The sequence below is a fragment of the Brevibacterium aurantiacum genome, from assembly GCF_900169065.1.
Classification (GTDB): Bacteria; Actinomycetota; Actinomycetes; order Actinomycetales; family Brevibacteriaceae; genus Brevibacterium; species Brevibacterium aurantiacum.
The window spans coordinates 147799-174762 of record NZ_FXZB01000004.1; the positions used below are offsets into that span (position 1 = coordinate 147799).

Annotated in this window: 21 protein-coding genes; 13 read left to right on the forward strand and 8 right to left on the reverse strand. The window is 62.3% G+C overall.

Annotation, left to right across the window (positions count from 1 at the left end):
* Positions 1 to 16: 16 nt before the first annotated feature.
* Entirely contained in the window at positions 17 to 2680 is a 2664-nt protein-coding gene (locus BAUR9175_RS04295; protein WP_164513994.1) for a winged helix-turn-helix domain-containing protein, read from the reverse strand.
* 315 nt (positions 2681 to 2995) lie between these two features.
* Between BAUR9175_RS04295 and BAUR9175_RS04300 the strand changes: the two genes are divergently transcribed.
* From BAUR9175_RS04300 to BAUR9175_RS04320, 5 genes are all read left to right on the forward strand, one after another.
* A complete protein-coding gene (locus tag BAUR9175_RS04300; protein ID WP_096146257.1) occupies positions 2996 to 4912 on the forward strand; it encodes a hydantoinase/oxoprolinase family protein in 1917 nt (638 codons plus the stop codon).
* 54 nt (positions 4913 to 4966) lie between these two features.
* Complete coding sequence (locus tag BAUR9175_RS04305; RefSeq protein WP_069601453.1) at positions 4967 to 5407, forward strand: acetone carboxylase subunit gamma; 441 nt, start codon at positions 4967 to 4969, stop codon at positions 5405 to 5407.
* A 14-nt stretch (positions 5408 to 5421) separates the two neighbouring features.
* Positions 5422 to 7584, forward strand: a complete 2163-nt coding sequence (locus tag BAUR9175_RS04310; RefSeq protein WP_069600978.1) for a hydantoinase/oxoprolinase family protein — start codon at positions 5422 to 5424, stop codon at positions 7582 to 7584.
* A gap of 12 nt (positions 7585 to 7596) precedes the next feature.
* Entirely contained in the window at positions 7597 to 9933 is a 2337-nt protein-coding gene (locus BAUR9175_RS04315) for a hydantoinase B/oxoprolinase family protein (protein ID WP_206430638.1), read from the forward strand.
* A 194-nt stretch (positions 9934 to 10127) separates the two neighbouring features.
* Positions 10128 to 10928: a hypothetical protein gene (locus tag BAUR9175_RS04320; protein ID WP_125178419.1), complete on the forward strand. Its 801-nt coding sequence runs from the start codon at positions 10128 to 10130 to the stop codon at positions 10926 to 10928.
* A 36-nt stretch (positions 10929 to 10964) separates the two neighbouring features.
* Here BAUR9175_RS04320 and mobA read toward each other — a convergent pair whose 3' ends face one another.
* Positions 10965 to 11639, reverse strand: a complete 675-nt coding sequence (gene mobA, locus BAUR9175_RS04325; RefSeq protein WP_069600980.1) for a molybdenum cofactor guanylyltransferase — start codon at positions 11637 to 11639, stop codon at positions 10965 to 10967.
* A 147-nt stretch (positions 11640 to 11786) separates the two neighbouring features.
* Between mobA and BAUR9175_RS04330 the strand changes: the two genes are divergently transcribed.
* The 4 genes from BAUR9175_RS04330 (at position 11787) to BAUR9175_RS04345 (ending at position 15662) form a co-directional block, all read left to right on the forward strand.
* A complete protein-coding gene (locus BAUR9175_RS04330; RefSeq protein ID WP_096146253.1) occupies positions 11787 to 13511 on the forward strand; it encodes an amidase in 1725 nt (574 codons plus the stop codon).
* Between the two features lie 114 nt (positions 13512 to 13625).
* A complete protein-coding gene (locus BAUR9175_RS04335) occupies positions 13626 to 14399 on the forward strand; it encodes an isocitrate lyase/PEP mutase family protein (RefSeq protein ID WP_096146252.1) in 774 nt (257 codons plus the stop codon).
* Positions 14400 to 14472: 73 nt separating this feature from the next.
* The gene (locus BAUR9175_RS04340) at positions 14473 to 15234 is read left to right on the forward strand and encodes a VOC family protein (protein ID WP_069600983.1); all 762 of its coding nucleotides are present in this window, start codon (positions 14473 to 14475) and stop codon (positions 15232 to 15234) included.
* Positions 15231 to 15662 carry a hypothetical protein gene (locus BAUR9175_RS04345; RefSeq protein ID WP_205677676.1) on the forward strand — a complete coding sequence of 144 codons (432 nt, stop codon included), beginning with the start codon at positions 15231 to 15233 and terminating at the stop codon, positions 15660 to 15662. Before BAUR9175_RS04340 ends, BAUR9175_RS04345 begins: the two co-directional genes overlap by 4 nt.
* A 65-nt stretch (positions 15663 to 15727) precedes the next feature.
* On the opposite strand, the gene BAUR9175_RS04350 is transcribed toward BAUR9175_RS04345, so the two are convergent.
* A complete protein-coding gene (locus tag BAUR9175_RS04350; protein WP_096146250.1) occupies positions 15728 to 17851 on the reverse strand; it encodes a RecQ family ATP-dependent DNA helicase in 2124 nt (707 codons plus the stop codon).
* 70 nt (positions 17852 to 17921) lie between these two features.
* Positions 17922 to 18401 carry a hypothetical protein gene (locus tag BAUR9175_RS04355; RefSeq protein WP_009884311.1) on the reverse strand — a complete coding sequence of 160 codons (480 nt, stop codon included), beginning with the start codon at positions 18399 to 18401 and terminating at the stop codon, positions 17922 to 17924.
* A gap of 159 nt (positions 18402 to 18560) precedes the next feature.
* Here BAUR9175_RS04355 and BAUR9175_RS04360 point away from each other — a divergent pair, with 159 nt between their 5' ends.
* The gene (locus tag BAUR9175_RS04360; RefSeq protein WP_101583056.1) at positions 18561 to 19163 is read left to right on the forward strand and encodes a TetR/AcrR family transcriptional regulator; all 603 of its coding nucleotides are present in this window, start codon (positions 18561 to 18563) and stop codon (positions 19161 to 19163) included.
* A gap of 21 nt (positions 19164 to 19184) precedes the next feature.
* On the opposite strand, the gene BAUR9175_RS04365 is transcribed toward BAUR9175_RS04360, so the two are convergent.
* Complete coding sequence (locus BAUR9175_RS04365; protein WP_069601455.1) at positions 19185 to 20120, reverse strand: ArgP/LysG family DNA-binding transcriptional regulator; 936 nt, start codon at positions 20118 to 20120, stop codon at positions 19185 to 19187.
* Positions 20121 to 20189: 69 nt separating this feature from the next.
* Here BAUR9175_RS04365 and BAUR9175_RS04370 point away from each other — a divergent pair, with 69 nt between their 5' ends.
* Positions 20190 to 20789, forward strand: coding sequence for a LysE/ArgO family amino acid transporter (locus tag BAUR9175_RS04370; protein WP_009884314.1), 600 nt, complete (start codon positions 20190 to 20192; stop codon positions 20787 to 20789).
* 80 nt (positions 20790 to 20869) lie between these two features.
* Positions 20870 to 21592 (forward strand): AAA family ATPase, encoded by a 723-nt coding sequence (locus BAUR9175_RS04375; RefSeq protein ID WP_009884315.1) that lies wholly within the window; start codon positions 20870 to 20872, stop codon positions 21590 to 21592.
* Positions 21593 to 21629: 37 nt separating this feature from the next.
* On the opposite strand, the gene BAUR9175_RS04380 is transcribed toward BAUR9175_RS04375, so the two are convergent.
* The gene (locus BAUR9175_RS04380; protein WP_101556582.1) at positions 21630 to 23807 is read right to left on the reverse strand and encodes a YhgE/Pip domain-containing protein; all 2178 of its coding nucleotides are present in this window, start codon (positions 23805 to 23807) and stop codon (positions 21630 to 21632) included.
* 94 nt (positions 23808 to 23901) lie between these two features.
* Entirely contained in the window at positions 23902 to 24744 is an 843-nt protein-coding gene (locus tag BAUR9175_RS04385) for an ATP-binding cassette domain-containing protein (protein WP_009884317.1), read from the reverse strand.
* A 234-nt stretch (positions 24745 to 24978) separates the two neighbouring features.
* Between BAUR9175_RS04385 and BAUR9175_RS04390 the strand changes: the two genes are divergently transcribed.
* On the forward strand, positions 24979 to 26085 hold the full coding sequence (locus BAUR9175_RS04390; RefSeq protein ID WP_165770318.1) for a tellurite resistance/C4-dicarboxylate transporter family protein: 1107 nt from the start codon (positions 24979 to 24981) through the stop codon (positions 26083 to 26085).
* A gap of 336 nt (positions 26086 to 26421) precedes the next feature.
* On the opposite strand, the gene BAUR9175_RS04395 is transcribed toward BAUR9175_RS04390, so the two are convergent.
* Positions 26422 to 26772, reverse strand: coding sequence for a DUF805 domain-containing protein (locus BAUR9175_RS04395; protein WP_444500374.1), 351 nt, complete (start codon positions 26770 to 26772; stop codon positions 26422 to 26424).
* Positions 26773 to 26964: the final 192 nt, after the last annotated feature.

Sequence of the window (26964 nt, forward strand, 5' to 3'; positions counted from 1 at the left end):
GGAGGCGATTAATGGCTCAGGGAAGGACCTTCAGACTCTTGGCACGTCGGACGCAGTCATCTCGCGTCGAGACACCAAGTGTGCGGTAGAGCTTGCGCAGGTACCACTTCACCGTGTTGCGGCCGATGAACAGTCTCTCCGCGATTTCACGATTCGTGTACCCGGCGTCGACGAGGTGAAGGATCTCCCTCTCGCGTTCGCTCAGTGATTTGGGCTTCGGGGCCAAGGTAGCGAATCTGTCGATCTCGTCCGGTCGGGCAAAGGTTCGACCGGCTTCGGGATCCGCCGCTGAGGGTTCCTCCTCAAGAGCGGCGTGCGTCGGGAACAGCTTGCGCATCCAGTCGAGCGTGCGTGTGCGGGGATGCCAGGATTCGGGTGAGTCGATGAGCCGAGACACAATTCGCTGAATGGGACGCCCACCCTCGACGAGCGGCTGTGGGATGCCGGCTGCTTCACAGTCTGGCAGGACCTCCCGCAGCATCTCGTCGGCTGCCTCGGTCAATCCATTGACCTCGAGTACGGCGGCGAGGAGAATCTGATCGCGCAACGACTGGAAGTGATTCCCCTGCTTTTGCAATTCAACGAGCAGAGCTTCGGCCTGCGGCCTGATGGTGGCCACGGCTGCTGGATCTTCTGTGTGCAGCAAATGCGAGAGATCGTAGCGAAGCAGTTCGCCCTCGATGTTGGCCTTCTCCCTGCCCGTGGCGTCCAAGGGCAGACTTGGGCGCCTGGCTTCGAAGCCGAGCCGTTCCTTGGTCGCGACCATCCGGTCCCACAGCCGAGTGAGCTGCAACGACAGCCCGGCCTGCTCACCTTTTTCGATGATGTCCCAGGCACCGTCGGCGTCTCCCCGGCGAATGCGGATATAGGCCAGTGATTCATAGACAGGGAACATGAAATCGACGACCCCCGCACGTTGCCCCAGCTGCAGCGCCTCTTCGAAGAGCTCCTCGGCCCGGTCGACCTCACCACGATGGTAGAGGAGTTTCCCGACGAGACCGAGAGAGAGCTTCGCCGCGTGGGATTGTCGACCAGAGCGTTCGCAGGCCGTCCGGAATGCGTTCTCCCAGTGATGCTGTGCCAAGGCGATGTCGAGGTTGTGAAACGCTATGAGTCCTGCGAAGCATTCACCATAGACCTCACTGAAGCTGCCGACGACCTGACGGTGATACTGCTGCGCCCACCGTTGCAGCCGATCCGCCTCCGGGCCGCGACCTCGGTGGATCTCGAAGAAGGTCACGACGTTCGCTGCAACGGAGACCGTCCAGGGGTGGAGCCGCTCGCTCTCTTCGAGTACCTCATCCTTGAGCCGATGGTCGTCGGAGACTCGATCTTGATACATTGCCACGCATTCCCGCACCACGAGTGATTCGTGCGACAGACGGAATCGGTCGGCAGCAGTGAGAGTACGGTCAGCCTCCGCCGCAGTCGCCAGCAGTTCGAGTGATGAGAACGCGTCGTCTGGAAAATGAAGCAGGCAGTATGCCCAGGCTATCGCCAGCTGGAGCCAGGGACGCACTCTGAGTTCGCTGTCGGGAAGCTTCGCGACCAGAGCGAGCAGAGTCGCCATCTGAGAATGCTCGACGAGCCGCAGCGACTGTTCCTCGACGACATCGGCGGCGAACGCATCCTCGCCGGCTAGGATCGCATGGTCGACGGCAGGAGAGAGCATTCCCTGGTCGTGGAACCAGTGCGCCGCAAGCGAGTGAAGCTCGCCGACCTTGTCGGGATAGTCCCGTTTGAGGCGCTGCTTGAGGAAATCCCCGAAGAGATGATGGTAACGGAACCAAACTCCCGAATCGTCGAGACGCTGCAGGAAGAGATCACCGTAGAGCACCTGCTCGAGACGCTGTTCCGCGTTGGCCTCACCGGTGAGCAGAGTTGCAAGTTCGGCATTGATCCGAGTCAGCACCGAAGTGAGGAGAAGGAAGCGTCTCAACTTCGGATCCAGCAGGTCGAGCACGTTCTCGGCAAGGTAGTCACTGATTCCGTGCTGGCGACTCGCCAAGTTGCCGATCAACGCGGTGACATCGGAATTCTCCTTGAGGGAGAGCGACGTCAGCTGCAGCGCGGCGATCCACCCCTCAGTCGTCGTATGCAGCTCCGTCAGCTCCATTCCCGAGAGACTGAGCCCCTTGACATCAACGAGGAATTGGCGTGATTCGCGTTCATCGAAGCGCAGGATCTCCGGAGCCACCTCGACGACCTGATCGTGGACGCGAAGGGACGTCAACGGAAGCCCTGATGTGGACCTGCTGGTGACAAGGAAACCCAGCTTGTCACCAGAGACTTCAAGCAGACGAGCCAGCACGTCCCGTGTACGTGAGTCATCGATCACGTGCCAGTCGTCGAGCACTACGACACAGCGAGACGGTGCATTGTTGACCACATTGATGATCAGGGGGATGACGTGACGTTCGGCGTCCTCGGGCCGCTCTTCAAGGATCTGGAAGACGCTCTGGTCCAATTCCGGGTGGGCGCGCTGGAGACACTCGAGCAGGTGGCTGAGAAACCACAAAGTGTGATTGTCGTCAGAATCGAGTGAGAACCATACGACTTGACTGCCGCGTCGCTCGAGCTCTGCGACCCATTGCGCAGCGAGAGTCGACTTTCCAAAACCTGCCGGCGCGTGGATCAAGGAAAGTCTGCGCATCGCCACCCGATCGAGCAGAGCGTTCATACGCGGACGCGCCAGCCACTGACCGACCGGTGTCGGCGGCCGGAACCGGGTAGAAGCTGTTGGCGGCATGCGAGTCATCAAGACACTCCCTCGTGGTTGAAGCGACATTGATTCGGTCGATTCACGTCCCGATCCTACCGTTCAGCTACCGGGAGGGCACCCCTGCGTCCGACCACCACCCCGGGTGGTAGGTCGTATCCCTCCCCCGGGACGGCTTGTGGTGCCCTCCCAGACGGTCAGTAGATTCGACCCCACAGCGGTTGAACACCAGTTATTCCGATTACACCGTTGATCCGCATACTCAAGGAGGAGTTCATGGACTATCTGATCAATATCGACAACGGGGGCACGCTGACTGACATCTGCGTCGCCGGTAAAGAAGGGCTCTTCTATACGAAGACGCTGACGACGCCAGCAGACCTCTCCGAGTGCTTCTTCACCGGAATCACAAAGGCCGCAGAGAAGGTGACAGGCGAATCCACCGCCTCGGCTCTGCTGCAGAAAACGGACTTGATCCGCTATTCCTCGACCCAGGGAACAAACGCCCTGGTCGAGCGCAAGGGCCCAAGCATCGGAATCGTCACCGACGAACCCGACTTCATGGAACAGATCCGCTACGACGATGCCACAAGTTCGCTATTCGACGAGCTGGTCGGTTCACGAGTGTCGGTCATCGACACGGTTGACGGCGACGACGAAATGGATGCCACTCTAGTCCAGGCAGTCAACTCGCTGACCACGGCAGGCGCTGAGCGCCTTGTGGTGGCGATCTCGGATCCGGAACATGAGAAGAAGCTCAAGCGCATCTTCCTCAAACGATTCCCCCGTCATCTGCTCGGCTCCGTGCCGGTTCTCTTCTCGTGGGAATTCGCCGCGGATTCGCTGCGAACAAGGCGTCTGTGGTCGGCGATCCTCAATACCTTCCTTCATCCGACACTGGAGCGCTTCCTCTACAGCGCCGAACATCGCCTCCGTGCGCACAAGGTGAAGAACCCGCTTCTCATCTACCGCAATGATGGTGCCTCATCTCGCGTCGCAAAATCTGTGGCGCTCAAGACCTATTCCTCTGGTCCTCGCGGCGGACTCGAAGGAACCCGCGCGCTGGCGTCGGCCTACGACATTCCGCATGTCCTCATGATCGATGTCGGCGGAACCACCACTGACGTCGGTTCTGTTGAGGACCTGCAGATCGCCACAGATCGAAAGGGTCGAGTCAACGGGATTCCGACCTCATTCGAACTCAGTGACGTCCAGTCCAAGGGCGTCGGAGGCAGCTCGATCTTCAGAGTCGTCGACGGCGAAATCACAGTCGGGCCGGAAAGCGTCGGTGCGGCACCCGGGCCAGCATGCTTCGGATTCGGCGGAACCGAGGCCACCATCACCGATGTCAATCTGCTGCTGGGCATCCTCGACCCCGAGACCTATCTCAACGGGGAGCTGCGACTCGATCCAGAACGTTCGCAGCAAGTGATCCAGAAGAACATCGCTGATCCTCTCGACATTGACATCGACCAGGCTCTGCTCCGCCTGGAGCAGGCGCATTCGGAGAAGATCGCCGAGGCGTTCTCCTCGCAGGTGCGAACGGATGGGACGACGACGCTCGCCGCATTCGGCGGCGGCGGCCCGATGAGCGCGTGTCATGCGGCCCGCGTGGCCGGGGTGAATCAAGTGCTCATACCCCGGCTCGCAGCGGTGTTCTCCGCTTACGGCATCAGCTTCTCCGATATCGCGCAGTCCTACGAGGCCGAGATCACCGAGCTCGGCTCCTCGGAAGTCGACACGATCCACACAGACTTCCTCGACCAAGCTGAGCGGTACATGTTCCAGGAGGGCTATGCCATTGACGAATGCGACCTCGTTTGGAGCATCATCGTCGAGAACGAGGATGGCAGCGAACATTCGCGACACGACCTCGACGAGTCCGTCGCTCTGGAGAGCGGACAGCGAAAGATCCTCCGACTCGATGCCCGCCACTCCCTGCCGCATCCGGCACTGACAGCAACATTGCCGGTGGCAGAAGGGGCTGCAGAATCCTCGGCCTCCCGTTCCGTGCTGACCGCAGACGGGGAACGGAAGTCGACTCCCGTGTACGTGCTCGAGGACCAGGCACCGAACGCTGCAGGGGTTGGTCCCGCCATCGTCGAAGGCCCGTTCTTCACGGCCCGGGTACCGGAGCAGTGGGAGTTCGTCGTCTCTGACACAAACGACCTCATCCTCACCGATCACGCCTGATTGCGTCTGATCACATCGAATCAATTCAATGACGAATCGAAAGGATCCAATCCAATGAAAGTACCCATGACGGAGTACCTGTACATCGATCTAAACAGCGAGCGCTGGCAATGCCGAGTCTGTGCCCAGGACCTGGGCGATGCCCGAGGCAATTACAAAGAAGGCACACTCGTCCACGACCGCGATCCGGAGGAGATCCATCCGCCGCTGCTGGACCGGGAGAAGTATCAGTACACCTTCTCACCAGATCCGGTCTACTGCCGGATCCTCGAATACTGCTGCCCGGGCTGCGGCACGCAGATCGAGGCCGAGTATCTTCCGCCGGGTCATCCGCCGACCGTTGACATGATCTGGGACATCGATTCTCTCAAGGAGCAGTGGGCCAAAGTCGAAGAGAATGCAATCCAGGTCATCAACTACGGACCCGATGAGAACGCACTCGCTGACCTGAGCCCGCGTTTCGAAGAATCCTCGTCGAGCACCACTCAGAGCTGAATCGGAGACGAACAATGAAACGAATCTCAGTAGACATCGGCGGTACGTTCACCGACTGCTTCTTCGCGTGGAACGAACACTACATCGAGTCCAAGGCGCTGACCACGCACCACAATCTCGCTCTCGGATTCAACGCCGCGCTTGAGAACGCCTGCTCCCTTGCAGGCCTCAGCCGCAAAGACGTACTGCAAGAGGTCGACTCAGTCCGGTACGCCACCACCCTCGGCACCAACGCTCTGATCGAAGCCAAAGGCCCCAGGGTCGGGGCAATCGTGACCCACGGATTTGAGGACACCATCCACATCTCCCGCTCCAAGGGATACGGTGCCGGCCTCGACCCTCAGAAACAGGGCGATATGGCCGACGCTGAGAGGCCGACACCTCTCGTTCCGCGCAATCTGGTGCGAGCAGTGAAAGAGCGGGTCGATTCCGTCGGCGACGTTCTCGTCGCCGTCCAACCCGATGACGTGCGCAAGCAGGTGCGAGAGCTCGTCGACAACGGAGCCGAGGCGATCGTCGTGGCTCTGACGAATGCAACCGAGAACGGCTCACACGAACAGGAGATCCTCGAGGTCATCCTCGATGACTATCCGGCGCACGAGCTCGGGTCCATCCCCGTACTGCTCAGCAGCCAGGTCTCGGGCCGGAAGGGCGAATACGTCCGGGCGAACTCGACGATCATCGACGCCTTCCTTCACCAGACGATGTTCCACGCGCTCAACCAACTGTCCGCGAACCTCCGCGAGGCCGGCTATGAGAAGCCGATGCTCGTCATACATAATTCCGGCGGAATGGCACAGTCGAACTCGACTGATGCCCTGCAGACGATCCACTCGGGTCCGATTGCAGGCGTCGGAGGAGCACAGCACCTGTCGGAAAGCACGGGCATCGGCGACGTCGTCTCCATGGACATGGGCGGCACCTCCTTCGACATCGGGCTCGTACCCGAGGGCGGAGTTCAGCACTATGACTTCCAACCCACGATCGGTCGTTGGCTTGTCTCCGTTCCGATGGTCCACCTCAACACCCTCGGCGCAGGCGGTGGATCGATCGCCAGCTACGACCGCATTCACAAATCCGTCAGCGTCGGACCTGAATCCGCAGGATCGGATCCCGGGCCCGCCTGTTACGACCGAGGTGGTCTGTCGCCGACGGTCACCGATGCAGACCTCTTGCTCGGCTACCTCGATCCAGACAACTATGCCAACGGCTTCATCAAGCTCAATCCGAAGCGGTCCCGCTTCGCCATCGAAGAGGCTCTCTGCGACGAACTCGACCTCGAACCGGTCGACGCGGCGAAGGTGATCAAGCGCACCGTCGACGAGCAGATGGCAATCGGCATCGAGATGGAGCTGCGTTCGCGCGGCGGCACGGTTGAGGATTACACAATGGTGGCTTACGGAGGAAATGGACCGCTCCACGCGTGCGGCATCGCCGCCCGGGCCGGTATCTCCCGCATCCTCTTCCCACCCTTCGCGTCTGTCTTCTCCGCGCTTGGCGCAGGCAACCTCAAGCCGCTGCACATTCACGAACGCAGCTCCTATGTGGTGCTCTACGATCCGATCACCCGCTCGCTGTTCGATGAGTATGAGCGTTTGAACGGCTACATCGAGGAGCTCGAACGACGCGGACGCGAAGATCTGGTCCGCCAGGGATATGCAAGCGACGAAGTCAAACATCGTCTCGAAATGGACATGCGCTATGGAAACCAGCTTGTGACCACGGCCGTGACATTCAAGATCAATCGAATCGACAGCGTCGGCGACGTCCTCAGCGTGATCCGCAAGTTCTCTGACATCTACGGAGATCGATATGGACAGGGCACCCAAGCTCCCGAGGCAGGAGTCCGGGTGCAGACGGTGCGGGTGGCTTCCTACATTGAAGGAGAAGTCGTGCGATTCGACGATCTCGAGTATGGCGGAGACCGCACGGTTCCAGAGTCCGTCGAACACAGAGAAGTCCACTTCGTCGGTGAAGACGAGGCTCTCGAGACACCGATCTACGATGCCGGGGCACTGCACGAGAACTATGTCGTTCACGGCCCCGCCGTCATCACCACAGAGAACACCACCTATCTGGTCGAACGCGGTTGGCGCGTCGAGCCGACGCCGCAAGGCGCAGTCTGGCTGCTCAATGAGTCGGCCTCTCAGGGCTCCCCGTCTTCGCCGATCGAATAAAGGAGAATGACCATGACCACCACAGAATCATCACAGCAGACACACGCACACTCACACCCGACCCCTGAAACCCATCTGACTGCCGAAGAGCAGGAGTGGGTCGACGCCTTCATGAACGACACAACGCTGTTCATCGGGCCGGATCCGGAGATTATGCGGGAGCACAGCATCGCGCAGCGAAGTCCTCTTGAAGAACGCATACTCGCCCACGATCTCGATCCGCTGGTGGCTGACCGCATCCGCCGGCGCCTGGCCGGTGCTCTCGACGAAGCATTCGAGATGTGCGAGAGCATGGGTGCCGCACCGGGCGCAAAGTGGGCGGACCTCTCCGTCGCCGTATACACCGCGGCAGGGGATGTTGCCTATATGTCGAATCGCGGCGTCATCGCATTCTCCGCCGTCCTCCACCATCCGATCCGACACATCATGAAGTACTGGAAGGACGAGCCCTCAGTCGGTATCAATCCCGGCGACGGCTTCTTCCACAATGATGCTCGCTTCGGAATGGTGCACAACACCGACCAGTCGATGCTCGTTCCCGTCATGCGCGAAGGTGAAATCATCGCCTGGGTCGGTGCGACCATCCACGAGGGCGAGAACGGCGCCTGCGAGCCCGGCGGCATGCCGTCCGGCTCGGAGACGCCCTTTGACGACGGTCTGCGCGGGTCGCCGATGAAGATCGTCGAAAAAGGTAGGCTGCGTCGCGATCTGCTCACCTTCCTTCAACATTCGACTCGTGATCCGAAGCTCATGCTCGCCGACATCAAAGTCAAGATGGGCGCGGTCAAGCGCGTGATGGACATCGTCGATCAATCCATCGGTGAGTTCGGGGTCGAAACCTTCGTCGGCTCGATCCGAATGACGGTCGAAGACGTCGAGCAGGAGGTGCGCCGTCGCGTCTTGGAGATGCCCGATGGCACGGTCACCGTCAACCAGTTCGTCGATTCGACCCTGAAGGAGAACATCCTCATCAAGTTCGCCTGCAAGATCACGGTCAAGGGCGAGCGGCTCATCGTGGATCTGCGAGGAACGGGACCGGAGATCATCAACCGGGCCATCAATTCTCCGCTGGCGTCGACGAAGGCCTTCGTCTCACAAGCGATTTTGTCGTACTGGTGGCCCGACCTGCCGCGTTCGACTGGTGCCCTATCCCCCATCGAGATCATCTCGGATGAGGGCACTTGGGGGGACTGCAGCTATGACGCTCCGACGGGCCAGAACCTGCAGGCTTCGTTCCGTGGATTCAGCGCTCTGCAGATTGCCTACGCCAAGCTCCAATTCTCTGTGCCCGAGAAGTATTCCAACGTGCTCGCCCCCTGGTTCAACCAGATCAACGACTTCCTCTGGGGCGGGACCACGCAGCACGGGGAGCAAGTCGGAAACCTCTGCGCGGATCTCAACGGCATGAGCGGCGGTGCCAAGCCCTTCCAAGACGGAGAGGACTCGGTCGCTCCGCTGTTCTGCGCCATGGCCGATACCGGTGAGCAGGAGGTGATGGAAGAGGAAGTACCGTTCCTGCAGCTGGTGAGCAAGCGCGTCGTCCGTGACAACCAGGGGTTCGGCAAGTACCGGAGCGGAATGGGCTACGAAATGATCGTCGCGGCCCGCAATACTCCGAGCTGGGGATTCATGACGGTGACCTCGGGGGCGAAATTCTCCTCCGTGTGTGGGCTCTTCGGCGGGTACGGATGCCCCACTTACCCACTCGCGATGGTCAAAGGAATCAACATCTTCGACATCGTGAAGAAGGATCCCTCGCAGTTCGATCTGTCCATGGAACGGGTGATGAACGAGCAGCCCTTCGAAGGTGGGACCTATTCGACCTATCACATGGGCCTGCAGTTCGACATCGCACAGGAAGGCGAACTCTACATGATCGCCCAAGGTGCGGGAGGCGGCTACGGGGATGTGCTGGAACGCGACCCGGAACTCGTCGTCGAGGATCTACAGCTCGATCGCATCTCGGAACAGGTGGCTCGCGACATCTACCGAATCTCGTGGAACCCGGAGACCTTCGTCGTCGACGTGGAGCAGACGGAGCAGCTTCGCGCGGATGAGCGTCGGGCCCGGATCAAACGGAGCAAACCCTACGCCGAGTTCGTCAAGGAGTTCGTCACCGAAGAGCCGCCGACGGATGTGCCCTATTTCGGCTCCTGGGGGCAGGAGAACAACGAACACCTGTTCGCCACGGTCTGGGATCATCATGGCGCGACGCAGGTGCAAGGAAGACTCGAAGAGATACCGATCATCTTCATGCCGAACAGGCACGTTGTGAAGATCAACAACCTCGAGAGCCGAATCAGGGAGCTGGAAGAGAAATACAACGAAGTCATTCCGCATCGGATCTGACGCCCGCACGCCGGGCCCGGGCCCATTGGGACCCCAGCCTCGTTGAGGCCGCTGGCCCATCGAGAGCCGTGGACCAGCGGAACGGATGCCCGGAACCCGGCTCTGCTCCAGAGTCGGGTTCCGGGCATCCCCGATCACCACAACCACAATAGGCACTGCAACACCCATCGTCACACCCACAAGCGTTAGGAAGAATGATGTCAGACCGGCTCACAGCACTGCTCACCAGCAACGACAAAACACCTCGGCTACTCCTCGACGCGGCCGACTACGCCAAGCGAGTTCTGCTCCAAGACAAAGATGTCCCCTGGAGCGACGCCACCGCCTTCTCGAATCACCTCTCTAGCATTCAGATGCTGCTCAAACCGGACGTCGCCCTCATCCGGATCGATCAGCTGCTACAGGACGAGCTGGCGCACAACACGACACTGCTCGAGACGATGGCGGCGAAGACCCGAACCGGGTACGCAACGAGGACAATGCTGGGCGACGAGGCGCTCAAAGAAAAGGTGCGCGATCTTGTCTTCACTGCGTCCAAGACGCAGAACGCACCAGTCTTACTCCATCTCTCGTCACCGAAGGCTCTGCTCATTACGGCCGATCGCGCGGCCAATCCGGACTCTGACAAGAGCTTCGACGATGATTCGGCCGAATTCGCGGCCGTCTACTACGCGGACTGGGTACGCATCTTTGCGGAACACAGAATCGCCGGCATCATCTTCGACGAACGGACAGAACTGACAACGGATGAGGCATACCAGCCGATCCGCAATACCGCCGAACACTATGGTTGGCTGATCGGGCATCGAGGGGAAGACTCACTGGACTTTGGTGAGGACATCCCGACGGTTCCGGTCGTCGGAGCAGATTTCTGGGACGGATCCGGGGATGTCCCGACCGCTCAGGCACTGTTCTCGGAGGTTCCCGCCGACGCCGTGCCCGAACAAGTCCTCGAGCGGATCAAGGAGATCAGAGAACAGGGGCAGGCGAGTTGATTCGACTCTGCCCATTCTGATCAAATCGAGTGCGTCTCAGAGCTCTGAGTCGAATCGGGCGCGGATGCGGTCGAGTTCTTCCACGGTGTCGAAGTCGGCGATGACCTCCGCGTCGACGTGGACCCTGGTTGTCTCGACACCGGCGTATAGGAGCTTCACCGCCGCGTTCACGGGGTCGCCGACCTCAGCGAGGCGTGAGAGGAGGAGCCCGCGCGGCCACGCGGCGCAGAGGAACTGGGTCTTGCCCCGATCATCGCTTCCGGCCGCCGGCAGCCCGGTTCCCCGGCAGTAGTCGACGAGTTCTCGGAGGTGGCCGGGGGTGATGAGAGGCATGTCGCCCGCCAGCACGAGGGTCACACTCGCGGCATCTCGGGCCAGGGAGGGCTGCGATCGCGTCAGAGCCACAGGATTCGTGTCGACCGCATCGGCTGTCGACGACGCGCTATGCATCCTCTCACCGGCAGCGGCGATACCGGCGAGGGGTCCGGCGAACTCCGGCTCTTCACGGATGTGATGCACTGTTTTCTCCTCCCCAGCTGAGAGCCCCTCCACTGATCCGACAACCCACACCTCCGCGGTGGGATCGAGCGTCCGGACAGCGCCGAGGATGCGGGAGATGACGGTCGCCTCGCCGAGTTCGACTGCGGGCTTGTGGGCTCCGTCGAATCGACTCGAGCGGCCGCCGCTGAGGATGATCGCGCTGATCGTCATACCCCCGATGCTACGCGTGGATGACAGGTTCCGCGGCGGCGAGCAACGGAATTCGAAGTCAGATCCCGCGAGCTCTGGGACATACTGGTAGGCACGAACACATCCGCAACCGCGGACCAGCGCTCGAATTGCACGGAGGAATCGCGAATGACGAAGTTCGATGTTGTCGAAGCATCCATCGCCTCACTGCGACAGGCACTCGAGGACGGAACCGCCACCTCGGTGGGGCTGGTCGAGGCCTACCAGGCGCGCATCGCCGCCTTCGACGGCCCCGACACCGAGACGAAGCTCAACTCCGTGATCGTAGCCAACCCGGAGGCTCTCGCCGAGGCGGCCGCCTCCGACGAGCGACGTGCCCGCGGTCACGCGCTGGGCCCCCTCGACGGGATCCCGTACACCGCGAAGGACAGCTATATGGTCACCGGCCTGACTGTGGCCGCCGGTTCCCCCGCGTTCGCGGAGCTCATCGCGGGCAAAGACGCCTTCACCGTCGAACGCCTCCGCGGCGCCGGGGCTATCTGTCTGGGGCTGACCAACATGCCGCCGATGGCCAACGGCGGCATGCAGCGCGGTCTCTACGGTCGAGCCGAAAGCCCCTATAACCCCGAATGGCTGACCAGCGCCTTCGCCTCGGGATCGTCGAACGGCTCCGGTACAGCGACGACTGCGAACTTCGCCGCCTTCGGACTCGGCGAAGAGACCTGGTCCTCGGGACGGGCTCCGGCCTCACACAACGCACTCGTCGCCTACACCCCTTCTCGCGGAGTGATCTCGGTGCGCGGCAATTGGCCCCTGGTGCCGACAATGGACGTCGTCGTCCCCCACACCCGATCGATGGCCGACCTCTGCGAGGTTCTCGACATCATCGTCGCCGACGACACCGAGACTCGCGGCGACTTCTGGCGAGTCCAGCCCTGGGTCGAGATTCCCGCCGCTTCTGCCATCCGCCCCGATTCCTATGCCACACTGCTTCCCACCGATGCCGAGGCGGCACGCTCGACTCTGGCCGGCAAACGCTTCGGCATCCCGAAGATGTACATCAACGCGGACCCCGAGGCCGGAACGAACCCCGAGGGCGGCATCGGCGGACCGACGGGACAGCGGGTCGAGACCCGAGCCTCGGTGATCGCTGCCTGGGAGACCGCCCGCCGTGACCTTGAGGCCGCCGGTGCAGAGGTGGTCGAGACCGACTTCCCCGTCGTGAGCAACTACGAAGGCGATCGCCACGGTGCTCCGACCATCAAGACGCGCGGCATCGTCAGCGCCGACTACCTCGATCGCGAGATCAATGATCTCTCCGCGTGGGCCTGGGACGACTTCCTCGCCGCCAACGGTGACCCGAAGCTGTCCTCCCTCGCTGAGGTGGACGGGACGAGGATCTTCCCCCACCCGGACGGTGCCCTGCCGGACCGCTACACCGGGTTCGACGACGACATCGCCGAATACCCGCAGCTGGCTGCGGACCGCCCCTACACCTCGGTGACGGAGATCCCTGAGCTCGAAGACGGTGTTCGAGGCCTCGAAGTCACACGACGGATCGACCTCGAAGAGTGGATGGACGCCAACGAACTCGACGCCGTCGTCTACCCGGCGATGGCCGACGTGGGACCGGCCGATATGGATGTCAACGAGGCCTCGGCCGATCTGGGTTGGCGCAACGGCACCTGGGTCGCCAACGGCAACCTGGTGCCCCGGCATCTGGGCATCCCCTCGGTGACGGTGCCGATGGGCACGATGACCGACACCGGCATTCCCATCGGGCTGACGATCTCGGGCCGCGGCTGGGATGACACGAAGCTCATCGAACTCGCCGCGGCCTTCGAAGCCACCGGCGACCGGCGTGAGGAGCCTCCCCGCACGCCACGGCTGTGATCATGTCGAGGCGGTGAAACCGGCTGTCCACGCAGGGTGAATAAGTCTGAAACCTTCGGGTGAAATCGCCAGGTTACTGGATCGTAGCCATCAATCGGTGCCACAGTGTTGGACATGACCGATTTCTCTGTTCTCGCCGAACGCGCCTCCACTCTGCTCGAAGCCCACCAGCAGAATCGTCCCCTCGTTCTGCCGACGGTGTGGGACGCCTGGTCGGCTCGTGCAATGGTGGAAGCGGGCTTCGAGGCCTTAAGCATCGGCTCCCACCCGCTCGCCGATTCTCTGGGTGCCGCGGACGGTGAGGCGATGAGCCTGAGCCAAGCGTTGGCGGGCATCGCCCGTGTGTGCGGATCTGTCGATGTCCCGGTCTCTGCTGACCTGGAATCCGGCTACGACACCTCGGCGCCGGACCTCATTGCTGGCCTCCTCGAGGCGGGAGCGGTGGGCGTGAACATCGAGGACACGGTGCACAGTGAGGGTCGGATGCGCAGTACCGAGGAACATGCCGAATACATCGGTGATCTCCGTCGGGCCGCCGATGCGCAGCGAGTGCATGTGGTCATCAATGCCCGCACCGACGTGTTCAAGAACCCTGATCAGTTCGAAGATCCCACCGCCGAGGTGATCCGACGTCTCAATCTCTGTGCCGAAGCGGGTGCCGATTCCGTCTACCCCGTCAGACTGCCGAACACGGACACCCTCAAGACCATCTTGTCCGAGGTAGCGCTGCCGCTCAATGTCACGGCACACCCCGTCAAGGGAGCTGTCCCCGATGAACTCGATCTCTCCCAGCTGCAGGATCTCGGGGTGAGTCGTGTGACCTTCGGCCCGCTGCTGCAGGCGACCGTGCGCGACTACTTCGCAGAGTTCACCAGGAACTGGCACTGATATCAGCCGCTGTTTCCGCGGCCACCGAACGCAATCACCAGCAGATCGCCAACCGCAATGATGAGGAGCCGCAATGCCTGAGAATCTCCGTGAAGGACAGCCCGTCTGGATCGATTACACCTGCCACGAATTCGAGTCCACGACGAAGTTCTACTCCGAGATCTTCGGGTGGGAGTTCGAGGATCAGGGACCTGACTTCGGCCACTACAACATGATCACGAAGGACGGCGCCGCTGTCGGCGGTGCCATGCGTGCCGTGAATATGGACGGCACTCCGAACCCGATGATTCCGGCGATGTGGACGACCTACCTCCACACCAGCGATATCGCCAGCACCTACGCGGCGGCGCTCACCGCCGGCGCGGCCCCCATCGCCGAACCCATGTCCGTCGGACCGCTGGGACAGATGGCGGTCATCACCGACCCCACGGGTGCAGGTGTGGGCATGTGGCAGCCCGGCAACTTCACCGGGTTCGACACCCCACTCACGCCCGGAACTCCGGTGTGGTTCGAGCTCATGACACTTAACTATCCCGTCGCCCAGGAGTTCTACCGCAACGTCTTCTCATTCGACATCGTGGCGATGGAGGGGTTCCCCTATTCGACCCATGGCGCCGAGGAGAATGCCGTGGCCGGCATCTGCGACGCCAGCGAATGGACACAGGTCTCCTTCTGGCGTGACTACATCAATGTCGAGGACGCCGATGCCACCGCAGCACGGGTGGCTGAACTCGGCGGCAAGGCGCTCGCGGGCCCCGAGGATTCACCCTATGGTCGCATCGTCACCGTCACCGATCCGGAAGGGGCGACCTTCCAACTCCAACAGAATCCGTGAGAGATCGCTTCTCCAGGCTGAGGCGGAAATATCTGAGCCTGGGACTTGGCGAGCTGGCGGCCGTCGCAGCATTTGCGGCGGCCGCCTTCGTCTTGCAGCAGCGACTCGACTCTGCGGGAGCAGGAGCGGGCGCGGCGCTGTGGTTCGCCCTCATGCCGCTGGAGTTCGTTCTCATCCAGGCAGGGGTCTATTGGCTGCTCGCGCGGACCTGGATCGGCCCTGGTCGAATGCCGTTGCAGCTGGCTCGACTATTCCGCGGACTGCGAATCATCAACCCGCTCATCCTGCTCGCCGGGTTAGCAGGAGTGATCGCCAACTTTCCATCGACGCCGCTGGCGGCTGTGGTCGTCATCGTCGTGTGGGTGTTCGGAATCGCCGAATACGTCAACTACTACCTCGTCCGGCTTTCCTACCCGTGGACGCAGTAGGCCTCAGAGATCGGTCGCTGGAGAACGCCGAAGCTGGTCAAGGACATGCGCGCGGCACGCTGAGCTCAGGCGCGCAGTGCGAGTGCGAATGGCAGCACTGCTGTTGCTCCCGCCTGTCGCAGCAGTCGCGCCCCGATCGCCATCGTCCAGCGAGAGACCACCTCGTCGTCGACGAGCAGTACCGCTTTACCGGCCACTGCCTCTTCGATCTCGGGCGGGACGACGAAGGCATCGTAGAGATCCTTCACGCGGAAGGCACTGTTGACTTCAGGGCTGCCGTGATCATGGACCTGCAGCAGCTCTCCCCCGTCGATGAGTCTGCCGACCGAGGCCAGATTCGCCGCCAACGATCTCACCGTCGTGGGCCTGCGCGCACTTGGCACCGAGACGACGATTTCGGGGCGGATCTCCCAGTTCCATTGGGCCAGGACCTCAAGGCACCATTTGCCGATCTGCGCGGGCACTTCGGCATCGGGAGCGTCCGGAGCGAGGAAGGATCGCAGGGTCTGCCCCTGCCCCAGGTCGCTGAGTCGGGCGATGGCTCGCCCTTCGGCTGCCAGCTCTCCCGCGGGAATGCGGCCCTTGAGCGGGACGCCGATGTTGGCCATGCCGCTGGGCCAGGTGCTGCGTGGGTCGATGGGCAGGCCGATGCGATGCAGAGTCCCTGCTGTCGCCTGCCTGTTCTCGTCCGAGATCTCGGCCGACCACCAGGCTCCGGCGCAGTTGTCGCAGCGTCCGCATGGCTTGGGCTCGGGGTCATCGAGCTGGCGGATGAGGAATTCCATCCGGCATTCGCGCGTCGACTCGTAGTCAAGCATCGCCTGCGCTTCGGCCGCGCGCACTGCAGCGACCTTCTCGTATCGCTCCTGGTCGTAGGTCCAGCCGCGGCCCGTCGAGACATAGCCGCCCTTGATCTTGGTCACGGCGTCCTCGACCTCGAGGGTCTTCAGGAGCAGCTGCAGCCGGGTGCGCTTGGTGCCGACCAGCGTCTCCAAGCGGGCCACGGACAGGGGGCCGTCCGCCTCGGCGAGGGACTGCAGCACGGCATTGGCATCAGTCTGGCTGGGCATCGACGCTGTGGCGAAATAGTTCCAGATCTCCTGATCCTCTGCTCCGGGCAGAAGCAGGACATCCGCGGAGTCCGTGGCACGACCGGCACGACCGACCTGCTGGTAGTAGGCGACGGCTGAGGACGGGGCGCCAACGTGGACGACGAAGCCGAGGTCAGGCTTGTCGAAGCCCATTCCTAACGCCGAGGTGGCCACGAGCGCCTTGATGCGGTTGTCCTTGAGCTGCTGCTCGAGTTCGGCCCTCTCCTCAGCATCGGTGCGGCCGGTGTAGGCACGAACCTCATGCCCCTGGTCGCGCAGGATTCGGGTGATGTCCTCGGCTGCGCTGACCGTCAGTGTGTAGATGATTCCCGAACCGGTGAAATCACCGAGGTGGGAGGACAACCAGGCGATGCGCGCGCTTGCGTCGAGCCCGGGTTGGACCCCGAGTCGGAGGGAGTCGCGGGCGAGCTCGCCACGGACAACGGTGGTGTCCTGGCCGAGCTGTTCGGCGACGTCGGTGACGACCCGGGAGTTGGCTGTGGCTGTCGTGGCGAGGACGGGGGTGTTGCCGGGAAGTTCGGACAGGATGTGTCCGATGCGCCGGTAGTCGGGGCGGAAGTCGTGGCCCCAGTCGGAGATGCAGTGGGCTTCGTCGACGACGATGAGGCCGAGGAAGGCCAGCAGCTGCGGCAGAACTTCGTCACGGAACTGCGGGTTGTTCAGTCTCTCGGGCGAGACGAGCAGGACGTCGAGATTTCCTGCCCTGAGGTCATCGAGGACGGTGTCCCATTCGGTGACGTTCGAGGAATTGAGGCTGGCCGCGCGCACTCCGGCACGTTCGGCCGCAGCGATCTGGTCGCGCATGAGGGCCAGCAGCGGGGAGATGATGAGGCTGGGTCCGGTGCCTGCCGCGCGCAGCATTCTGGTTGCCACGAAATACACAGCTGACTTGCCCCACCCTGTCCGCTGCACCACGAGGACGCGCTTCTTCTCGACCACGAGGTCGCGGATCGATTCGAGCTGGCCGTCGCGGAACTGGGCGTCGGGATTCGCGGTGAGCTCGGCGAGGATCCGCTGAGCCTGAACGGCGAATTCGTCGGCGTCGATGGTCCCTGTGCTCGGGGTGGATTCCGTCATGGGCCCAGTCTAGGCGGGAGCACTGACGCAGCCGCTCAGCCCCTGGCCCGCCCGCTCAGCTTCTGCCTCATCACCTCAGCGCGAGCTCGATTCCCAGGGTGGCGAGGACACCGAAGAGCACGCCCCACAGGATGATCGAGATGATCTGCCAGAAGGCCACGATATTGCGGTTGGCACCGAATCCGACCATGGCCATCGAGGTGATCTGCGAAGGCAGGAGAGTCTGGCCGAGCAGGGAGACTCCGGGGACACCGAACTTGTCGAACATGCGTTTGAGTCTCTGGCGCTTCTGCGAGGGCTCAGCGTCTTTGTCTTTGTTTTTCGTCGCCTTGTCGCGGATGGCCCCGGCTCCGTATACGAAGGCGAGCATCGAGATCACGTTGCCGATGACGGCCACGAGGATCGCGACGACCGGGTGCAGGCCGATGGCGACACCGATGACGGCACCGAAGTAGGACTCAACGAAGGGGATCGCGGAGACGAGCAGCACCCCGGCCCATTGCAGCCAGTCGGGGAACGAGTCGGCGAAATTCTGGATGGATTCGATCATTCTTGGGCTCCATTTTCACTAGGGCGGAGTCACGGTCGAGGTTCTGCGTCCGACCCCACGATCCATTTCAGACCTGGAACCCGACTTTCTAGCACAGTGTGCCAGTACGCTGTACTATACAGGAAGGGACACTGCAGTGCGAGACCGAGAGGAGCAGCAATGTCACGACGCGATGACATCATCTCTGCGGCAATCCGCCTGGCCGAACAGGGCCCGCCTGGGCAGATCAGCCTCAGCGTGCGGGCAGTTGCGAAGGAGGCCGGGATCGGTGCCTCGACGCTGCGCCACTACTTCCCGACCCAGGCTGACCTGCACGAAGCAATCGCCCGGGGTTCGATGAAGACGGCAGTCAAAGATTTCTCAATCTCTGATTCCGAACTGGATCCTGCCGATCGTCTCTTCGAGTGCTGCGCGCAGTTCCTCCCCACGCACGAGCACCGCGATATGCAGCTCGAGCTGTGGTTCACGATGCATCTGAGTGCACTCGGCCCCGACCGGCGCGAAGTGTCCCGCAGGCTCCTCGAGTACGGGCACGACTTCACCTATGAATGCCTGCATCGGTGGCTCGGAATGCTGTCCGAGGAGGGCCATATCGACCCCGCCGAGGTGGCCGCCATCTCCGTTGCCCTGTTCACCATGCTCGATGGGCTGGCTCTGCATTCGATCGTTACTCCCGAGCGCGTCACCGTCGATGCCGCGCTCGATCAGCTCAGGTGGCTGATCGCGAAGGTGCTCGAACCGGTACCTGGCGCGCAACGGTAGACGTGCCAGCTGGGTCGAGCGTCAGCGCATCTGGGCGGCGGCTCGGTGCAGGGCCTCGGTAAGTCGGCCGAGCTTCTCCGAGGCGAGGTTCCAATGATGCCAATAGAGCGGAACGTCGATGTTCGGTTCGGACGAGAGCGGCACGAGGTCCTTGCTGAGATCTCCCAGCTGCGTGATCGGGATCAGCCCCCACCCGACCCCTGCCTCGACTGCGGCCGCGAACTCCCAGGAGCTGGGCACCACCGACATCGGCGGAATCGTCGTCACTCCGGCGCGCCTGAGATAGGTGAACTGCAGGTCATCGTCCTTGCCGAAGTTCACCATGGGCAGGGATCCGAGATCCACCTCGGCGAATGATCCACCGTCAACCTCGGCGCCGTACTTCGCGAGCAGGCCCTTCGTCGCGACGGCGACGTAGCGCATCGAACCGAGCTTCTGCACCTGGGTGCCGTACCCACCGACCTCCGCCGAGGTGATGGTGCCCAGTACCTCCCCCGACGTCAGCAGCGGCAGGGCTTTGTCTTGGTCGGCGACCTCGATGCGGATGACGATATCGTCCCAGTCGGCCACCTCGGCGAAGATCGGACGGAACCACGTCGAGAGCGAATCGGCGTTGACACCGATGCGCAGCACTGTCGGGACTCGCCTTCTCTGGTTGGGCGCTGCACCGGCGTCCTTGCCGATGCCGTCGGGAGCGTCGATGTCGATGCCGTGCAGACGGTCCATGGTTTCGGACTCGAGGAGCTCTATCTCCCGCGCATATTTCAGGACCGCCTCCCCCGCCTCGGTGACGGTGATCGGGTTCGTGCGACGGATGAGCACCTGCCCGATGCGGGATTCGAGCGTGCGGATGCGCTGACTCGTCGCCGATGGCGTGACGCCCAGGACGAACGCTCCACCTTCGACCGTGCCCTCGTCGACGACGGCGGCCAGAGCTTTGACGTGATCGATGTTCATGAAGTAATTGTGCATCAGATGAAGATTCTGTTGTTTTTCTTATCCGCCTGCGCGCCATAGTCTTTTCGAGTGCTCACTCATCTCGTCAGCGGAACCCTCGCCGGTTGGTCGCTCATCATCGCCGTCGGTCCGCAGAATGCGCTCGTCCTGCGGCAGGGAATTCGGCGTGAGCATCTCGGCGTGGTGCTCACGATCTGCATCCTCGCCGATGTGCTGCTCATCGGAGCTGGCACGGTGGGCATCGGTGCGATCGTGCTGCTGGCTCCGTGGGCTCTGGAGATTCTGCGGTGGCTGGGTGTGGCCTATCTGCTCTGGTATGCGTGGGGCAGCCTGAAATCTGCGCGCGAGGCATCGGGGCTCGAGGCAGATACGCATCAGCGCAGCCTGAAGTCCATCATCGCGACGACCCTGGCACTGACGTTCCTCAATCCTGGGGTCTACCTCGATACCGTCGTCATGCTCGGCAATCTGGCGAATCAGCAGGGGCCAGGAGGAGCGTTGCCGTTCACGATCGGGGCGATGCTCGGATCTCTCACCTGGTTCCTCGGCATCGGCTACGGCGCCCGTGGGCTCTCGCGCTTCCTTGCAAAGCCGCGGGTGTGGCAGGTTCTCGACGTGCTCATCGCCGTGGTGCTGGTGATCTTGGCCCTGCGGTTGGCGTTCGGGTAGAAGTTTAGCTGTCTTCGCCAGCCGCCTCGGCGACGTTGCCCGGAATTGTCATGTCCGTGCCGACGTCTACATTCGGACACATGGATTCCCGGGTAGATCTGCCGCTGCGATCGGTGACCAAACATGCACACTCCCCGCCAGAGCTCAGCCCTTGGCTGCGTGAGCTTCCTGCTGTGCATGACTTTCTGGACGGCTTTGAGTTCGAGCGCACCACCGTCTTCGTCGGTGAGAATGGCTCAGGCAAGTCAACGCTCATCGAAGCGCTGGCCACCGCTCTCGACCTCCCGCACGGTGGCGGCACGGGATGGGAAGTGCGCGACCACGCTGAGGAGGTTCCTGAGCTGAGCGAGCACGTGCAGATCGTGCGCGGTGCCGCTTCGAAGCGCGGCGCATTCTTCCTCCGCGCCGAAACTATGCACGAGAACATGGCCTACCTGATGGAGATCGGCGCCATGCGCGGCCACCACTACTCGCAGCAGTCACACGGCGAGATGTTCATCGAGATGCTGTCAGGGAAGTTCATGGACTTAGGGCTGTGGGTTCTCGACGAACCGGAGAGCGCACTGTCCTTCACTGCTTCGCTGACGCTCCTGCAGCTCATCCGAGAGCGAGATCGCGCGGGGCTGCAGACCATCATGGCCACCCACTCCCCCGTCCTGGCCCGGGCCGAGGGAGCCAAACTCGTCGAGGTCGGCGAGTGGGGGCTGCGCGAATCCACATGGGACCGTCTCGATATGGTCGATCACTGGAGGCGATTCCTCCATGAACCTCAGCGGTACCTGAGATATTTCGATGACGATTGACCACCTCGGCGAGGAATGGGTCCAACGCTCCGGAACCTTAGAGCGACAGGCTCGGGTGGAGCTGGGTCAGCGTGACCATCCGTTTCCGGCCGCAGACGAACATGGTTGCCACCAGACAGATCGCGGTCATCAGCAGCAGCACGACCGCCGACTGCGCGGCGATGAACATGTCCCCGCCGGCGATCAGGGTCCGCAGACCGTTGACCGCGTGGGTCATCGGCAGGAACGGCGAGATGATCTGGAAGATGCTCGGCGCCGTCTGCACCGGGTAGGTGCCTCCCGCCGAGGCGATCTGGACCATGAGGAGGACCAGGGCGACCAGTCTGCCGACACCTCCCAAGGCCGCGACGCAGAGTTGGTGGACCGCGTGGAAGCTGGCCGCTACGAGCATCGAGAACAGCAGGGTCCATATCCAGCTGCCTGCGGAGAAGTCGAGGGCGAAGGTGAGCACTCCATATAGCACCGCGACTTGGGCGACTCCGAACAGGATGCCGGGCACGTAGCCGGCCCACGCGATGCGGGAGGACTTCGCCGATGACATCAGCGCGCGATACGGAATCGCGTTGATGACCATATAGGTGATCATGCCGCCGATCCACAGGGCCAGGGAGACGAAGAATGCAGCCAGGCCCTCACCGTAGGCGTCCACAGCATTGTCCTTGAGTTTCTCGGCGTCGACAGGCACCGCAACGACATCCGATCGGTTCTCGCGATCAGACTTGTCATAGGTCGGGATCTGTTTGAGCCCGTCGGCGAGCTTGTCGGCGAGTTCTCCCGAACCATCGACGAGCTTATTCGCACCCTTGTCGAGTTCGTCGGAGCCGTCAGCCAGCTGCGAGGATCCGTCCTTGAGGTCGGCGACACCGGTCTTGGCCTTCTCGGTGCCGTCCTTGAGCTGGATGACGCCGTCGTTGAGGTCGCCGGCGCCCTTGGCCAGGTCTCCCGCACCGGCGTCGAGTTTGATCAGTCCGGAGTGCAGGTCATCGGCCCCGGTGGCCACCTTCTGCGCCCCATCGTCGAGTTTGCCGATCTTCTTATCGGCTTCCCTGATCTTGCCCATGACGTCATCGACGGCGTCCTTGACCGGATCCTCCAGATCCTTGGCCTCATCTGCGGCCTTCGATGCCCGCCCGTGGGCTTTGTCGAGATCCCCGCCGAGGTTGTCCATGTCGTCAGCGAGTTTCTGCACATTCGGGTCATCGGGATAATCTTCACGCAGCTGTGCGACCCGGTCGTCCATATCGCCGTTGACCGTGTTCCGCGCCGAGTCGAAGTCGTCTTCCGCCTGGTTCAGCTTGGGGCGTGCTCCCTCGACGAGGTCGTCGGCGCGATCGCGCAGGTCCTCGGCTTTGTCCGTGGTCTCGTCCGCGGTGTCGCGCAGCTGCGAAGTTCCATCGGCGACCTGTCCGGCCCCGGTCGCCAGTTTCTTCGAACCGTTCTTCGCCTCGGTGGTGCTCTTGGCCAATTTGTCGGCCCCGGTCTTGAGGTCTCCGCTGCCCTTTTCGAGCTCTCCTGCTCCCTCATCGAGATCGCCGATTCCGGTCTGCAGCGTCCCTACTCCCTTGTCGAGAGTATGCGCGCCGTCGGAGAGTTCGCCCGTCCCCTCGTGGAGGTCGGTCGCGCCGTCGTTGAGCTGGGAGGCGCCGTCGACGGCCTGCTCTGTCGAGGAGTGGATGTCGTTGAAGCCGAGGTAGACCTCGGAGACGTATTCGGCCGTCGTGGTCTCGTTAAGTCCTGACTTGATCTCGTTGAGGATGGTTCCGGCCATCTGTCCGACGATGAAGTTGTGTGCATCGTCGGTGCGCAGGTTCAGTCCTGCCTGTTCAGGGTCGTCTCCCCCGGTTGAGACCAGACGCTTCGAGAAGTTCGATGGGATCTCGAGGACTGCGAAGTACTTGCCTTCGGCCAGGCCGTCGTTGGCCTCCTTCAGCGAAGTTTCCTGCCAGTCGAATCCGCCTTCGCCTTCGGGAGTGATCTTGTCGACGAGCTCGTCGCCGGCCTGGAGCTTCTCGCCGTCGGAGTTAGGTTTCTCCGCGCCTTCATCGGTATTGACCACGGCAGCCTGGAGCTGGTCAAGGTTGTCCGTCGGGGCCCAGTTCGAGGCCAGGTACAGTCCACCGTAGATCGCGGGGATGACCGCGACGACGATGATCGCCAGGCGAGTGATCGTGTGTCGTTTGAAACGGCTGAGCTCGAGCCAAGGCAGAGAGAACATCGAAGAAGCACCTTATTGTCGTCGACAGATTCGAAAAGCTGGTGGAAGCGGGCCACGGTCCGAGTCGCCCACCTCGGTGACTGAGTCCGGCGACTCAGTGGCGGGGATGTTGGGTGAGCTGCAATGTGCTCACCGAGGTGGGTGAGACCTCCGTGGACAACGCGTCGAGGACGAGGTCGACATCGGAGGAGTCCTCGCAGGACGCGATGACCGTGAGTGGATGCTCGGGATCGCGTTTGCGGCGCAGCTCTTGGTAGATGAGGATGGCCGCCCAGGCGCGGGCACGGTCTTCGCGCTCGCGCAGATAGTCGATGTTGTCGAGGACGACGACCGGTGCCTGAGCGAGACTGGCAAGGCCGAGCTCAAGGAGAAACTTCTGCAGCTCGGTGAGCTCGGAGACGAAGGCTTTGCCCTCGTCGTCGATGAGGAAATCGGCGTCCTTGGCATCAGATGTGGAGAAGTTGCCCTCGGGAAGACGGTCGATCACCCCGGTGGCGGAGGCGAAGGTCTCGCGGATGACGTCGATGACCTCGCGCAGGGAGGACTTCGAGACCCAGGGTTTGTACCAGGGCTGGAGCATGATCAGCCGTTCGGCGATGTGCTGGGCGAGAGTGAAGTCGTTCTCGAGGTCGGTGAGACCGGCGATGTGGCCGACTGTGACCTGCTCGCGGACGAGGCGAGGCTGTTTACGGATGTCGAGTTCGCCCACATGCCCCTCGCCGGAAGTCACGCGCATGCGTCCAGCGATCGAGAGCAAGAGGGATGTCTTGCCGGACCCGGCAGCACCTTGGATGATGGCGACCGAACCGCGCGGGACGTCAAGGTCGAGGCCGGAGAACACGTCCCCCTGCTTTCCCGACAGCCCCCATCCGCGAAGACTGACGTGGCTGACCGCCTGCTCCGTCTCATCGACGAGCGTCTGCGAAGTGCTCTGCATTCCTGTTGCCCCCAAAGTGTGCGACTCTGTCGACCCATTGCGCTGGCCGATGACGCGGGGAACGCGGTTCAGGCATGCTCCGCTGCCAAGCACATTACGCCACATAGGCTCGCACGGAGCCGTTCCGTCTGACGCAGGTCAAGTCACTCATGAGTAACTATAGTGCCGAAATTGCTTACCGTCTTCAAAATGCGGCGAATGTCTCCAATCCCACAAAAAGTCGATAATGGAGAAATGAGCAACGGACAGACGAACTTGGCACACCTGCAGACAAGGTGGGGGCTGAGCCCGGGGACGGTCACACCAGGATGTTTCGCGTCCGTCATGGCCACCGGAATCATGTCCGTCGGCGCACACCTCAAGGGACTGACCGCACTCTCAACGATCCTTTTCTGGCTGGCCGTGGTTCTCTACGTCTTCTTCCTCTCGCTCGTCATCTGGCGTGCCTGCGTGCACAACGAGGAGCTGCGTGCCGATCTCCACAATCCGTCGAAGGCCTTCGGGTTCTTCACCTTCGTCGCAGCCACCAATGTCCTGGCCACCGCTCTGGAGGGCCAAGCACATTTCCGCGTCGCCCTCGTCGTCTTCAGCGTCGGCCTCATCGCCTTGCTGATTCTGGGCTACCTCATCCCGTTCTCCGCCGTGCTCGGCTCATCGAAGTCTCCCATTCTCACGCAGGTCAACGGCACCTGGTTCGTCTGCGTGGTTGCGGCTCAGTCAGTTGCCGTCGCCGCATCCGGGCTGATGGCACACCTGCCAGCCCCGGAGGCTGCGTCTGGCGTCAATCTCAGCTCCGCCCTTGCCGTCATCGCTGTCATCGCTTGGAGCGTCGGCATCGGGCTCTACCTCCTCTGTGCCGCCTTCGTCGGGATGAGGGCGCTGCTCCACCGCATCGGCCCGGAGGACCTCGATGCCCCGTACTGGGTGATGATGGGCGCACTGGCGATCTCAGTGGTCGCAGGTTCGAAGATCCTCGAGGGTGGGACTGCGCCGATCCTTGCGGCGACGACCGTCATCATCGCGGGCGCCTCGGCGATCCTGTGGTCGATCTCGACCTGGCTCATCCCAGCACTAGTCATCGCCGGCCTGTGGCGACACTTCGGACATCGCATCCCCCTGGGGTACTCGGCCGGGCTGTGGAGCATGGTCTTCCCACTGGGGATGTACTCCGGGGCGAGCACGAACGTGGGGAAGGTCGACGATGTGCCGATCATCTCCTGGATCGGCGCTCAGTGGTATTGGATCGCGCTGGCAGTCTGGGCGATCGTCTTCGCCGCGATGGTGTGGTCATTTGTGAAGTCCATGAGCGCGAGGGGGTCTTCTGGCGTAGCGGCGGGGTGAGGGCGTTGCTACGAGGGCGGCGTCGCCGGGAGCAATACGCCCAGTCAGCTTCACGCCCTACATCTGCACCAGTAGGTTTTAGTAGCCCCAGGTCGCAAAGTGAAACTAGCTGTATGAGGTAGCGGGAACGGTGCGACTTAGCAGGCGAGGTGCGAAACGGCGCTGAGCGTATGAATTGGCGTGTACGAATCGGCGAAGCAACGCCTACGACGATGCTCAGGCTGTTCCCGCACAGCAAAAAGCTGCCGCATGCAGGGTATGCATGCGGCAGCTTCAGTTCGTTTGAGGCCCGGGCTCTGCGATCAGAGCCCCGCTCAGACGAGAACGTTCAGACGATCAGACGTCGAAGCGCTGGCCCTCAGGCTTGGAAGGCAGGAGCTCGAGGACGAACACGATGAGACCGCCGACTCCGGGAATGAAGCTGAGGAAGAAGAACGGTCCGGCGAAGTTCGCGTCGTGCAGGCGACGCCACGTGATCGCCAGGTTCGGGATGATCATGGCGAGAGCGATGAGACCGCCGATGACATAGCCGATTCCAGCGATGATCACGCCGGGACCCGACATAGCAGCCTGTGCAGCAGCCGGATCGTAGGGATCGACCATCGCCGCGGAACTAGCCGCCATGATTGCGCCGACAGTGATCAGAATCATTGGAATGAGCTGCACGAGGAAAGCGAACAGCGCCATCCACCAGAACTCGCTGCGCGATGCGCGGCCCGAGAAGTGGGTGTACTTCTTGAAGAAGCGCTTAACCTTGATCCACCGATGCGAGTAGCCGGATCAAGCCGCGCGTGAAATGGAAATGCCCCTTCTGAACTGGGAAAATGATGATGTTCGAAGTCAACATTCCCGTTCAAGAAAGGGGCACCTCTCAGGTGC